10 protein-coding genes are annotated in these 13,573 nt (G+C 55.3%); 8 read left to right on the top strand and 2 right to left on the bottom strand.

The genetic code is table 11. The features are described 5' to 3' along the window. Positions 1 to 16 precede the first annotated feature (16 nt). The 4 genes from KWG64_RS04305 to KWG64_RS04290 are packed head-to-tail and all read left to right on the top strand — an operon-like array spanning position 17 to position 4,035. Complete coding sequence (locus tag KWG64_RS04305; protein WP_218521032.1) at positions 17 to 1,297, top strand: ABC transporter substrate-binding protein; 1,281 nt, start codon at positions 17 to 19, stop codon at positions 1,295 to 1,297. 9 nt (positions 1,298 to 1,306) lie between these two features. Continuing rightward, on the top strand, positions 1,307 to 2,230 hold the full coding sequence (locus KWG64_RS04300; protein ID WP_195815858.1) for a carbohydrate ABC transporter permease: 924 nt from the start codon (positions 1,307 to 1,309) through the stop codon (positions 2,228 to 2,230). Then, a complete protein-coding gene (locus KWG64_RS04295) occupies positions 2,227 to 3,072 on the top strand; it encodes a carbohydrate ABC transporter permease (RefSeq protein WP_218521031.1) in 846 nt (281 codons plus the stop codon). Before KWG64_RS04300 ends, KWG64_RS04295 begins: the two co-directional genes overlap by 4 nt. Before the next feature lie 18 nt (positions 3,073 to 3,090). Next, positions 3,091 to 4,035, top strand: a complete 945-nt coding sequence (locus KWG64_RS04290; RefSeq protein WP_218521030.1) for a metallophosphoesterase — start codon at positions 3,091 to 3,093, stop codon at positions 4,033 to 4,035. A gap of 45 nt (positions 4,036 to 4,080) precedes the next feature. Here the strand turns inward: KWG64_RS04290 and KWG64_RS04285 are convergent, their stop codons facing one another. After that, positions 4,081 to 5,073 carry a 2-hydroxyacid dehydrogenase gene (locus KWG64_RS04285; protein WP_195815861.1) on the bottom strand — a complete coding sequence of 331 codons (993 nt, stop codon included), beginning with the start codon at positions 5,071 to 5,073 and terminating at the stop codon, positions 4,081 to 4,083. 237 nt (positions 5,074 to 5,310) lie between these two features. Between KWG64_RS04285 and KWG64_RS04280 the strand changes: the two genes are divergently transcribed. Genes KWG64_RS04280 through KWG64_RS04270 form a run of 3 tightly spaced genes read left to right on the top strand, consistent with a single transcriptional unit; the run spans position 5,311 to position 8,575 of the window. Continuing rightward, positions 5,311 to 8,037, top strand: coding sequence for a YdbH family protein (locus KWG64_RS04280; protein WP_218521029.1), 2,727 nt, complete (start codon positions 5,311 to 5,313; stop codon positions 8,035 to 8,037). Continuing rightward, a complete protein-coding gene (locus KWG64_RS04275; RefSeq protein ID WP_152326108.1) occupies positions 8,034 to 8,228 on the top strand; it encodes a YnbE family lipoprotein in 195 nt (64 codons plus the stop codon). Before KWG64_RS04280 ends, KWG64_RS04275 begins: the two co-directional genes overlap by 4 nt. An 8-nt stretch (positions 8,229 to 8,236) precedes the next feature. Next, a complete protein-coding gene (locus KWG64_RS04270; RefSeq protein ID WP_255562083.1) occupies positions 8,237 to 8,575 on the top strand; it encodes a YdbL family protein in 339 nt (112 codons plus the stop codon). 120 nt (positions 8,576 to 8,695) lie between these two features. Here KWG64_RS04270 and KWG64_RS04265 read toward each other — a convergent pair whose 3' ends face one another. Next, the gene (locus KWG64_RS04265) at positions 8,696 to 9,313 is read right to left on the bottom strand and encodes an FMN-dependent NADH-azoreductase (protein WP_218521028.1); all 618 of its coding nucleotides are present in this window, start codon (positions 9,311 to 9,313) and stop codon (positions 8,696 to 8,698) included. A 300-nt stretch (positions 9,314 to 9,613) separates the two neighbouring features. On the opposite strand from KWG64_RS04265, the gene hrpA reads away from it, so the two are divergent. Then, complete coding sequence (gene hrpA / locus KWG64_RS04260) at positions 9,614 to 13,507, top strand: ATP-dependent RNA helicase HrpA (RefSeq protein WP_195824697.1); 3,894 nt, start codon at positions 9,614 to 9,616, stop codon at positions 13,505 to 13,507. Positions 13,508 to 13,573 lie beyond the last annotated feature (66 nt).

Raw genomic sequence — 13,573 nt, 5'->3', positions numbered from 1 at the left:
TGCCGAAGGGAAAATCATGTCACTTGTTCATCGCTTTTCACGCCTTGCTACCGCTGTTTTGCTGATCACCGGAACCTCTGCTTTTGCGGCGGATCCGGTGAAATTGCAGATGTATTACCCGATTGCCGTGGGCGGAAAAATCAGCCATACGGTCGATACGCTGGTGGAAGATTTTCAGAAAACACACCCGGATATCAGTATTCAGCCGGTGTATACCGGGGATTATGCAACGACGGTAACGAAAGCTCTGACGGCGTTTCGCGGGGGCAACGCGCCGCAAATGGCGGTGATCGGTGACATTGAGGCCTATTCACTGATTGATGCGGGCGCGATCGTGCCGGTGAGCGATCTTGCTAATGACGCGGATGGGAAAAAGTGGATCGACGGCTTCTATCCGGCTTTTATCCGTCACATTCAGGACAAAGTCTGGAGCATTCCGTTCCAGCGTTCGACGGTGGTGTTGTACTGGAATAAACAGGCGTTTGAGAAAGCGGGTCTGAACGGCGATACGCCTCCGGCCAACTGGCAGCAGGTGGTGGATTTCGGTAAAAAACTGGTGGTGCGTGACGGCAACGACGTTAAACAATGGGGCATCGAAATCCCTTCCACACCAAACGGTTACTGGAATTTCCAGGGCATCGCCGCCACCAACGGCAGCCATCTCGATAACGGCAAAGGCACCGCCGTCACGTTTGACACGCCAGCCAACGTGGAAGCGCTGCAATGGCTGACGGATCTGGCGCAGAAAGACGCGGTTTCCCCGAAAGGCGCGATAGCCTGGGGCACCACGCCGCAGGATTTCATCGACGGCAAAACGGCCATGATGGTGACCACCACCGGCAACCTGACGACGGTGCGTGACAACGCGAAATTCCCGTTCGGCGTAGCGATGCTGCCGGAGAAAACCCAGCGCGGCAGCCCGACCGGCGGCGGCAATCTGTATGTGTTCAAAAACGCGACGCCTGAGCAGCAGAAAGCGGCGATGGAATTTATCCGCTGGGTTTCTGCCCCTGAACAGGCGGCGCGCTGGAGCATCGCGACCGGTTATGTTGCGACGTCGCCTGCCGCGTGGGAAACACCGGTGATGCAGGATTACGTGAAACAGGTTCCGCAGGCGCTGGTGGCGCGTGAGCAGCTGAAATACTCACAGCCGGAACTCTCGACGTACAACAGCGTGCAGATTCAGGAGCTGATGAACCATGCGATTGAAGCGGCGGTGACGCAGGCGAAAACGCCAGCCGACGCGCTCAGTTCTGCACAAAAACAGGCGGACCGTCTGTTGAAACCGTATCAGTAAGGCTCTCGGATGAGCATTCCTCACAGCACGCTTCACGCTGTTGCCCCGGCAGCCCGCACACGCGGGTTGTCTTTGCAGATTTACGGTTATCTGCTGATTTTGCCCGCGCTCTGTTTTTTGCTGCTGTTTACCCACTATCCGGCGCTGGCAACGATTTGGGAAAGCGTGTTCAGCGCCGCACGCAACGGGCATCCGGCGCAGTTTGTCGGGCTGGATAACTACCGGGCGCTGCTTGATGACGACACGTTTATGCTGTCGCTGCGCAACAATCTGCTTTATGCAGTGATCACCATTCCGCTGTCGGTCGCGCTGGCGCTGATGATGGCGCTGGCGGTCAACCGCCGTTTGCGCGGTAACGCGATGGTTCGCGCCGCGTTTTTCATCCCTTCATTATTGCCGATGGTGGCGATCGCCAATCTCTGGCTGTTTTTCTATACACCGCAGCTCGGGTTGCTTAACAAACTAATGGCGCTGTTTTCGCTGCCCGCCGTGAACTGGCTCGGCGAACCGGGGACCGCGCTTTACAGCCTGATGGTGGTTTCCGTCTGGCGCGAAGCCGGATTCTTTATGATTTTTTATCTGGCGGCGTTGCAGCAAATCGATCCGCGTCTGGCTGAGGCGGCAGAAATAGAAGGGGCGTCGCGCCGCTATTTTTTCCGTCGCGTGCAGTGGCCGCTGCTGATGCCGACCACGCTGTTTATCCTGATCAATGCGTCGATGAACGCCTTCCGCATCGTCGATCAGGTGATTGCGATGACCAACGGGGGGCCAAATAACAGCACCAGTCTGTTGCTGTTTTATATCTACCGCACCGCGTTCAGCTACTGGGATTTGCCGTACGCCTCGGCGATGACCGTGGTGTTGCTGGCGATTCTTGCCACGATTGCGCTGATCAAATTCAATTTGCTGGATAAAAGGACGCACTATCAATGAGCAGCCTGACGATGACGTTAACGCCGGTGCGGACGTTTTCCGCAGGCCGTCTGTGCCTGAATATTGCCATCTGGCTGGCGGCGTTTTTGTGGTTTTTGCCGGTGCTGGTGTCGGTCTGGGTCGCGATTCATCCGGCATCTGAACAGGGGAGCTTTTCCCTGTTTGCGCCGCTGACTTTTCAGAATTTTATCAACGCCTGGCAAGCCGCGCCGTTCGGGCGCTATTTTCTCAATACCACGCTGCTGGTGCTGATGATTGTTGTGTGCCAGCTGATTTTAGCGACGCTCGCCGCCTACGCGCTGGTACGGTTTAAACTTAAAGGCGCGGGGATCATTTTTGCGCTGGTGCTGTTGCAGCTGATGATCAGCCCCGACGTTCTGATCCTCAATAACTACAAAACGATCGGCGCGTTCGGCCTGCGCGACAGTCTGCTCGGAATAGCGCTGCCGTATTTCGCCTCGGCGTTTGCCATTTTCCTGCTGCGCCAGACGTTCCGGAGCATTCCGCTGGTGCTCGAAGAAGCCGCGATTGTGGAAGGTGCCAGCCGTTTTTACATTCTGCGCAAAATCTATATCCCGCTGGCGAAACCGGTATACGTGGCGTTTGCGCTGGTGTCGGTAAGCTTTCACTGGAACGATTTCCTCTGGCCGCTGGTGATTACCGATTCGGTAAAAGTGCGGCCAATAACCGTCGGGCTTCAGCTGTTTTCCGCGCCGGAACAGGGCGTGCAGTGGGCGCTTATCGGCGCGGCAACGCTGATGACGGTGCTGCCGTTATTGGCCTTATTCCTTATTTTTCAACGTCAGTTCGTTCAATCCTTCATGCGGGCTGGGATTCGTTAAGAACAACCGGAGCATCTTATGACCGTCATCACCTCATCCCCTTTGTTATCGGAAGCGCAGGAACGGGCTCTGGGCAACGTGAGTGCTTTGTATCAGTTGCCGGATATGCATGACGCGGCAGTTTCAGGCGTCAGGCTGCGTTTCGGGCTGATTGCGGACCCGCAATACGCCGATGCCGATGTACAAAAAGAGCGTCATTACCGCAACAGCCTGAATAAACTGGCGACCGCGATTAATGAGCTGAATGATTTAAAGCTCGATTTCGTGGTTACGCTGGGCGACCTGGTGGATCGCGACTGGAGCAGTTATCAGGCGGTGCTGGCGCGCTACGAGGCGTTGCGCCATCCGCACGCCGTGCTCATTGGTAACCACGATGCGCAGGTGATTTCCCAACATCTGGCGGCGCAGTCTCCAGCGCTGGGATTGCCGAAAAGCTATTACCAGTTCAGCCTGCCGGGCTTTCGTTTTCTGGTGATTGACGGCAACGACGTCAGTTTGTACTGCAATCATGCCAACGGCGAAGACCGTCAGCTGGCAGAATTTATGCTCGATGAACTGACCGAATGCCAGCAGTCGCAGGCGCAGCCGTGGAACGGCGCGGTAGGGCGTAAACAGCTGGAATGGATTGAGCAAAACCTGAAACAGGCGCGTGCGCAGGGCGAAACGGTGCTGGTGTTCGGCCATTACCCGCTGACGCCGGTGAACACGCATAACCTGTGGAACTGCGAAACGCTGGTGGAATTGCTATGCCGCTATAACGTGCGCGCGTATTTCGCCGGGCACGATCACCGCGGGGGCTATGACCGCGTGGAAAACACCGATTTTATTACGCTCAAAGGCATGGTGGACGGGGAAAGCAGTCTGCCATTTTCATCCGTCACGCTGACCGGCGAAGTGCTGACAATCACGGGATACGGGCCGGAAATCAGCAGGGTGTTGAGCCGCCAGGTTGAGTCTCTGTAACAAGCAAAAAGCCCGCCGTAGCGGGCTTTGAACATTATGACAGGGCTACGCCGTCAGCAGGTTCGGGCAGTTTTGCCCTTTGGTCAGCTGATCAATGTTCATCAGCGTGGTTTCAGAAATGCTGGTCAGCGCGTCACTGGTCAGGAATGCCTGATGGCCGGTGAACAGCACGTTGTGGCATGAAGACAGGCGGCGGAAAACGTCGTCGAGGATGACTTCGTTTGAGTTGTCCTCGAAGAACAAATCGCGCTCGTTTTCATACACATCCATACCCAGCGCGCCGATTTTCTGTTTTTTCAGCGCGTCAATGGCGGCCGTTGCATCCAGCAAAGCGCCGCGACTGGTGTTCACGATCATCACGCCGTCTTTCATTTTGGCAAAGGACTGAGCGTTGAGCAGATGGTGGTTTTCCGGCGTCAGCGGGCAGTGCAGGGAAATTACGTCAGACTCTGCGTAAAGCGTATCCAGATCGACATATTCTGCGCCCAGTTCCAGCGCCAGCGGGCTTGGATACGGGTCAAAAGCCAGGATCCGCATTCCAAAACCTTTCAGAATACGCATCGTTGCCACGCCGATTTTACCGGTGCCGATGATACCGGCGGTGCGCTGGTACATATTAAAACCAATCAGCCCTTCGAGTGAGAAGTTGGCTTCGCGGGTGCGCTGATAAGCACGGTGAATGTGGCGGTTAAGACACATCATCATGCCGACGGTGTGTTCTGCGACGGCTTCCGGTGAATAGGCCGGAACGCGCACAACGGAAATGCCCAGTTCTTTCGCCGCCTCAAGATCGACGTTGTTAAAGCCCGCGCAGCGCAACGCCAGCGTTTTTATCCCCAGAGAAGCCAGTTCCTGCAACACTTCGCGGCTGCCGTCATCATTGACGAAAATACAGACGGCATCTGCACCGGCTGCGGTTTTTGCAGTTTGCGGGGACAGCAGAAAATCGAAAAATTCCAGTTCATAGCCATAATGTTCATTGACCAGTTCCAGATATTTCCGGTCGTAATTTTTAGTACTGTAGACAGCCACTTTCATGGTGTTTCTCCGCAGTGAGTTTGAATCTCTGGCGAAACCGTTTCCGTATGTTTTATAAGGAATAAACATTTTCAGAAACAATTCGCAATATGCCACCAAACTAACAGAGCATCGGGGTGCCGACAATTTTTCCTGTGCTATTTGGGTGCCGGATACTGGTATTTCAACCATCAGTTGTTACGCTAATTATGATATCTTGCGGGCGGTCAGACGATTAAGTGCAAAACAAGGCAAGTCATGAGGAACGGACTGAAGAGAAGCGCGCAAATTATCCTGAGTATAGTGGTGATTCTCGCGCTGCTGATGTGGGGGTTGTGGAAAACGGTGCCGAGCTGGCTGCCGCCGGTTGCCAGCCACTGGCTCCCGAAAGGAACACAACTGACGCTCAGCGGTGCGCCGCACTGGTCGGACGGCGTGTTGCAATTGCCGGGGCTGCGTTATTCCGCCGGTGAATGCGCACTGGCGACTGCGGAAAATGCACGCCTGAGCAAAGAAGCCGGGCACTGGGCGCTCAATATTGATGCGCTGAAAGTCGATACTGCCTGTCTGGCGCAACTGCCAAAAAGTGACGCCTCAACGCCGCTCTCCGTGGCGGATTTACAACATCTGCTGCCCGACGGGCGCGTCAACGTGACGCAACTTTCCGTTACGCCCTGGCAGCGTTATGCGGGGCAGGTTCAGCTCAGCAGCGAAGGCGGCGTACAGCATCTGACCGTGAGCGGCGACGCGCTGAAACTCGACGCCGTGCTGGGTGCCGACCGTACGCTGGCGATCCATTCGTTCAGCCTGATCCCACCCGGCAGCGAACAACCTGTCACGCTCAGCGGCAAACTGCTTCTGCCCGCAACATTCGATCAGCTGCCGGAGTCCGGCGAGCTTCATGCAGAAATTCAAACCGCGCAGGTTCCATCTCCGCTGGACATTCTTCTCAGCTGGCAGGCAACGGAAGGCCAGCTCACGCTGACGGAAAAAGGCAGCGACAAACCGCTGGCGATGCTGCCGTGGAAACTCAACGGCAATGCATTGCAGATTTCACAAGGGCAATGGCGCTGGCCGTATGCCGCGCAGCCGCTGGCCGGTGGTGTTAACCTGACGCTCAGCGACTGGTCACCGGCGTTTGATCAGACCAATATCACCGCGCGTCTGAACGTGCTGACGCAGGGCCACAACGGTAAAGCCAACGTGGTGCTGAGCATGGGGCCGGGACGCATCGGGCTGCTCGACAGCAATTTAGGTTTCCGGCTGACCGGGCAGGCGAATTTGCAGGCCACTTCTCTGAGCGCCTCATTGCCCGGCGAACTGAGCGGTTCTGTGCTGAACCCGACGCTGTTATTGCGCAGCGGTTCACTGCTGCGCGCGTGGGGGAAACCGACGCCGGAGCTGACCATCACCGACGCACGCTGGCCGCTGGCGGGCGTGAAAGTATCTGCGCAGGGCGTGAGCGGGCCATTGCAGGCGATTCTGAAAGCCAGTCACCGCTTCTGGGGTAAATTCGATCTGCACCTCAGCGGCAAATCGCAGGAATTCTGGCCGGACGCCGGGCAGTGGGATTTCAACTACTGGGGTAACGGGCATCTGCCGCCGCTTAACGGCCGCTGGGATATGTCCGGCAAAGGGCAATGGCACGATAACCGGATCAGCATTAACAGCCTTTCGACCGGTTTCGACCGTCTGCACTATGGCCTGGTCGACGTGGAAGCGCCGCGCCTGACGCTGGATAAACCCCTGGTCTGGCTGCGCCCTCCGGCTGCGCGATTCAAACCGCAATATCCTGATTTACCGACAGTATTCAAAGGCGACATCAAACTGGTGGCGAAGAAAATTGCGCTCACCAACGGCGGTTATCTGCCGCCTGCGACGCTGGTATTGCAACTCAGCGGCGACAGCCCGGATCGTTTTGGTATGCGCGGTATGCTGGACGCCAGACCGATTGGCCCGATCCGGCTGACCGGACGCTGGGACGGTGAGCGTCTGCGCGGCGAAGCCTGGTGGCCGAAGCAGCAACTGACGTCTTTCCAGACGCTTCTGACGCCAGATCTCAACATCAAACTGCGCGACGGGAGTTTCTACGCGCAGTCGGCGTTTTCCGCCGCACGGGGTCAGGGTTTTGTCGCCGGTGGTCACTGGGTGGTGAAAAATGGCGGGCTGTGGATGAAAGACGGCGACCTGAGCGGGCTGGATTTCAGTCTGCCGTACCGTTTGCAGGATTCCGTCTGGCAGCTCGGCGTGAAAAAGCCCGTCACGCTGCGTATTGGCGAGGTGAATAATCTGGTGGCGATGAAAAATATCACCGCCGATTTACAGGGACATTATCCGTGGAGCGAAGGCAAACCGCTGACGCTCACCAATCTGGGCGTGGATATGCTGCGCGGGCATCTGAGCCTGTCGGCGCTGAGAATGCCGCAACACGATGCGGCGGTGCTGAAACTGGAAAAAATCAATCTCAGCGAGCTGTTTACGGCGCTGAAACCCAAACAACTGGCGATGTCCGGGGTGATTTACGGCGAACTGCCGCTGTTTGTTGAGAATCCGAAATGGATCATTCAGAACGGGTGGATCAAAAATGACGGCGGCCTGACGCTGCGTCTGGATCCGCAATTTGCCGATGCAATGGCCAGCGGTAATTTTGCCAATAAAATGGTGGTGAGTCTGTTGCGTTACATGGAAATCAGCCGTTCCGACGCGCAGGTCAGCCTCGATAATCTGGGCATGCTGACGATGGCGGCGAAAGTCGACGGCGTGAATTACACCGACACGACTCACGGCGGCGATAAGGAAAAGCGCGAAATCGTGCTCAATTACACCCATCAGGAAAACATTTACCAGCTGTGGCGCAGTTTGCGTTTTGGCGACAACCTTCAGGACTGGCTGCAACAGGAGGTGTCATTGCCTGCTGATGCGCTGTCGAAAGGTCCGGTTTCTGCCGGACAGAAAAAGGAACAAACAGTGAGGAAGGAACAATGAAACTGCGACTCGTCGGGCCATCTCTGGCGCTCAGCGTGATGATGCTCAGCGGCTGTGTTCCGCGCATCGAGCTGGCGGCGCCGAAAGAGCCGATCACGATAAACATGAACGTTAAAATCGAGCATGAAATTCATATCAAAGTTGACAAGGATGTCGAGAACCTGCTGAAAAATCAAAGCGATTTGTTCTAGGAGCCTGTATGTCCGGAGTATTGTTCAAAAGATTCAGCCTGATGATCCTGGCCAGCGGATTACTGTTTTGCAGCCAGGCTTTTGCGTTAACGCTCAATGAAGCCAAACAGCAGGGGCGCGTGGGTGAAACGCTTTCCGGCTATCTGGCGCCCGTGAAGCAGGATTCAGAAAGCGTCGCGCTGGCGGCAAAAATCAACGATGCGCGCAAACAGCAATATCAGCAGGTGGCGCAGGATAATAACGTCAGCACCGACGACGTCGCCAGGCTCGCCGGGCAAAAGCTGGTCGCCAGAGCCGCATCAGGTGAGTACGTGCGCGGCATTAACGGGAAGTGGTTGCAGAAGTAACCCGGAAATTAAGGCATAAAAAAGCGCGCCATTCGGCGCGCAAGTGCTTTATCACAACATCATCTGAGCGGGTCTGAAAGATTCTAAAGTGAATGATGGCTCAGATTGTGATAACAGATGTTATGCAGCAGCCAGTTCTTTGATTGCTGCATCGATCGCTGCTTTCGCATCGGTTTGTGCTTTAGTCGCCACTTCCGGACCGTAAGCAATACCTTCCGCGTAAACGAATTCAACGTCGCTCATGCCCAGGAAGCCCAGGAACAGAGACAGGTAAGGGGCAACCAGATCGCTTGCGGTGTCTTTATGGATGCCACCACGGCTGGTCAGAACGATAACGCGTTTGCCTTTCACCAGACCTTCAGGGCCTTTCTCGGTGTATTTGAAGGTCACGCCAGCACGAGCAACCAGGTCAAAATAGTTTTTCAGCTGTGTAGGGATATTGAAGTTGTACATCGGTGCAGCGATAACGATCACGTCATGCGCTTGCAGTTCTTCAATCAGGGTGTTGGACAGTGCCAGTGCTTCTTCCTGACGTGGAGACAGCGGAGCATCGGATGGACGCAGTGCGCCAACCAGTTCGCCATCCAGTACAGGGATCGGGTCAGCAGCCAGGTCACGAACAGTTACGGTAGAACCGCTGTTAGCGGACTGATACTGTGCAACCAGGTAATCGGCCAGTTGGTTAGACTGAGAGAAGTTAGCCAGAATGCTTGATTTCAGAACGAGTACTTTGCTCATTAGTGAGTTCCTTAACTGTGTGAACATAGGGGAGCAGATTTTATAACCAGAACATCCCCGGAATGGAACTTACTTTATTCACAAAGCTTATTCAGTGATAGCGCAATATTTCGAGACCTCCGTTCAGTATTTTTGAACAAGACACGAAAGGCTAAAATTGTCGAACTTTCTTCATCCTCAATAGCTTGTGTTAACATATTGGCAAACAGGCTCGTATGAACCCGCCTCAAATCATTTCTAATTCAGATGACGGATGCTTTGCACATTCAGTCTGCTGACTTGCAACAAGGAATATCGAACGTGAAATCACCGCTCGCGGCATTATCAGCGCAGTTAGACGGGCTGATGCTACGTGACCGGCAACGCCTGCAACGTCGTTTGCAGGGTGCCAAAAAGACTTTTGATCAGAACACCAACCCTCAGGCCGTTGAAGCATTAACGGCTGAGCTTCAGAACGCCATTTCCGAAAGCCTGAAGAAAGTCACCGCCCGTGAAGCCTCGCGGCCAAAAATCAGCTATCCGGAAAATCTGCCGGTCAGCCAGAAAAAAGATGACATCTTTAAGGCCATCCGCGACCACCAGGTGGTGATTGTCGCCGGTGAGACCGGTTCCGGTAAAACCACGCAGATCCCGAAAATCTGTATGGAACTCGGGCGCGGCATTAAAGGGGTGATCGGGCATACACAGCCACGCCGTCTGGCGGCGCGTACTGTCGCCAACCGTATCGCCGATGAGCTGGATACCACGCTCGGCAATACCGTCGGTTATAAAGTCCGTTTTAACGATCAGGTCAGCGATAACACGCTGGTGAAGCTGATGACCGACGGCATTCTGCTGGCGGAGATCCAGCAGGATCGCATGCTGATGCAGTACGACACGCTGATCATCGATGAAGCCCACGAACGTAGCCTCAACATCGACTTTATACTCGGTTATCTGCGTCAGTTGCTGCCAAAACGCCCGGATCTGAAAGTCATTATTACGTCTGCGACTATCGATCCGCAGCGGTTCTCCCGGCATTTTAATAACGCGCCGATCATTGAAGTTTCCGGCCGTACTTACCCGGTTGACGTGCGTTATCGCCCGATTGTGGATGATGCGGACGACGTTGACCGCGACCAGTTGCAGGCGATTTTCGACGCTGTGGATGAACTGGGTCGCGAAAGCATGGGCGATATCCTGATCTTCATGAGCGGTGAACGAGAGATTCGCGATACCGCCGATGCGCTGAACCGCCTGGACTTGCCGCATACCGAGATCTTGCCGTTGTACGCGCGGCTGTCGAACAGCGAACAGAACCGCGTGTTCCAGTCACACGCTGGCCGCCGTATCGTTCTAGCGACCAACGTTGCGGAAACCTCGCTGACCGTGCCGGGCATCAAATATGTGATTGACCCCGGCACCGCGCGTATCAGCCGTTACAGTTTCCGTACCAAAGTGCAGCGCCTGCCGATTGAGCCGGTTTCTCAGGCCTCGGCCAATCAGCGTAAAGGCCGTTGTGGACGTGTTTCCGAAGGTATCTGTATCCGTCTGTATTCGGAGCAGGATTTCCTGTCGCGCCCTGAATTTACCGATCCTGAAATTCTGCGTACCAACTTAGCCTCCGTTATTTTGCAAATGACTTCGCTGGGGCTGGGCGATATCGCGGCATTCCCGTTTGTGGAAGCGCCGGACAAACGCAATATTCAGGACGGCGTGCGCCTGCTCGAAGAGCTGAACGCCATCAATAATGCGGTCGATGGCCGTTACTCGCTGACGCCGCTGGGCCGCCAGCTGGCGCAGTTACCGGTCGATCCGCGTCTGGCGCGCATGGTGCTGGAAGCGCAGAAAAACGGCTGCGTGCGTGAAGTGATGATCATCACCGCCGCGCTGTCGATTCAGGATCCGCGTGAGCGTCCGATGGATAAACAGCAGGCGTCTGACGAAAAACATCGCCGTTTTGCGGATAAAGATTCTGATTTCCTGGCGTTCGTGAATTTGTGGGATCACCTGAAAGTGCAGCAAAAAGAGCTGTCTTCGGCGCAGTTCCGCAAGCTTTGCCGCAGTGACTTCCTCAACTATCTGCGCGTGCGTGAGTGGCAGGATATTTACACTCAGCTGCGTCAGGTGGTGAAAGAACTCGGGCTGCCGGTGAACAGTGAACCGGCGGAATACCGCGAGGTGCATTGTGCATTGCTGACCGGTTTGCTGTCGCATATCGGGCAGAAAGACGCGGATAAACAGGAATATACCGGCGCGCGGAACGCCCGTTTCGCGGTGTTCCCGGGGTCCGGTTTATTCAAAAAACCGCCGAAATGGGTGATGGTGGCCGAACTGGTCGAAACCAGCCGCCTGTGGGGGCGTATCGCCGCCCGCATTGAGCCGGAATGGATTGAGCCTCTGGCGCAACATCTGGCGAAAAGCAGTTACAGTGAACCTCACTGGGAAAAAGCGCAGGGTGCGGTGATGGCGACGGAAAAAGTCACGCTGTACGGCCTGCCGATTGTGGCTGCCCGCCGGGTGAATTACGGAACGATCGATCCGGTGGTCTCGCGCGAGCTGTTCATCCGCCATGCGCTGGTGGAAGGCGACTGGCAGACGCGTCATGCGTTTTTCCGCGCCAATTTGCGCCTGCGTACCGAAGTCGAAGAGCTGGAACACAAATCACGTCGCCGCGATATTCTGGTCGATGACGAGACGCTTTTCCTGTTCTACGAGCAGCGCATCGGGCAGGAAGTGGTGTCGGCGAAGCACTTCGATACGTGGTGGAAAAAGCAGCCGCAGGACAGCCTGAATTTCGAAAAAAGCATGCTGATCAAAGAGGGTGCAGGCAACATCAGCGCCCATGATTACCCGAATTTCTGGCATCAGGGCAATCTCAAACTGCGCGTGACTTACCAGTTTGAGCCGGGCACCGACGCCGATGGCGTCACGGTGCATATCCCGTTGCCGCTGCTCAATCAGGTAAGCGAGGAAGGGTTTGACTGGCAGATACCCGGCATTCGCCGCGAGCTGATTATGGCGCTGATCAAGTCATTGCCTAAACCGGTTCGCCGCAATTTTGTGCCTGCGCCAAACTATGCCGATGCGCTGCTCGGACGCATCAAACCGTTCGAAATGCCGCTGCTTGATGCGATGGAAAAAGAGCTGCGCAAGATGAGCGGCGTGACCATTGACCGCGAAGACTGGCATCTGGATCAGGTGCCCGATCATCTCAAAATGACGTTCCGCATTGTTGATGAGAAAAACAAAACGCTGCGCGAAAGCAAGGACCTGACAGCGCTGAAGTCTGGCCTGAAAGAGCAGGTTCAGCAGACGCTTTCTGCGGTGGCCGATGACGGTATCGAACAGCGCGATTTGCATGTCTGGAGTTTCGGCACGCTGCCGGAACGCTACGAGCAAAAGCGCGGCGGTTATGAAGTGAAAGCGTATCCGGCGATTGTCGATGAGAAAGACAGCGTGGCGATCCGCCTGTTTGACAGCGAACTGGAACAGCAACAGGCGATGCTTACCGGGATGCGGCGTTTGCTGTTGCTGAATATCCCGTCGCCGGTGAAATACCTGCATGAAAAGCTGCCGAACAAAGCCAAGCTGGGGCTGTATTTCAACCCTTACGGCAAAGTGCTGGATCTGATAGACGACTGTATTTCCTGCGGTATCGATAAACTGATCGCGGAATCCGGCGGGCTGGTGTGGCGCGAGGAAGATTTCGCGAAGCTCCACGAGCATGTGCGCGCTAATCTCAATGACACCGTAGTGCAAATCGCGATTCAGGTTGAGCAGATCCTGACGACGGTCTTTAACATCAATAAACGGCTGAAAGGGCGGATTGATATCACGATGGCGCTGGCGCTTTCTGATATTAAAGCGCAGATGTCCGGCCTGATTTATCGCGGGTTTGTCACGCAAAACGGCTGGAAACGGTTGCCGGATACGTTGCGCTATTTACAGGCTATCGAGCGGCGGATGGACAAGCTGGCGATGGATGCTCACCGCGACCGAGCGCAGATGCTGAAAGTCGAAAATATCCAGCAGCAGTGGCAGCAATGGCTGAACAAACTGCCGCCGGTTCGTCAGCAAAGCGAAGATGTGAAGGAAGTCCGCTGGATGATTGAAGAACTTCGCGTCAGCTATTTTGCCCAGCAGCTGGGCACGCCGTACCCGATTTCAGATAAACGAATCTTGCAGACGATGGAACAGCTAGTCGGTAATTAATTATATTTATTGGCTTTAAAATTACCGGTTTTCCCTTAGTGGCACTCTGGGGCTGATGCCTCATAG

Origin of the sequence: Rahnella sp. PD12R (assembly GCF_019200965.1) — a bacterium.
Classification (GTDB): domain Bacteria; phylum Pseudomonadota; class Gammaproteobacteria; order Enterobacterales; family Enterobacteriaceae; genus Rahnella; species Rahnella laticis.
The sequence above is the reverse complement of the archived record's forward strand: the minus strand, read 5'-3'. Positions and strand labels throughout refer to the sequence as shown.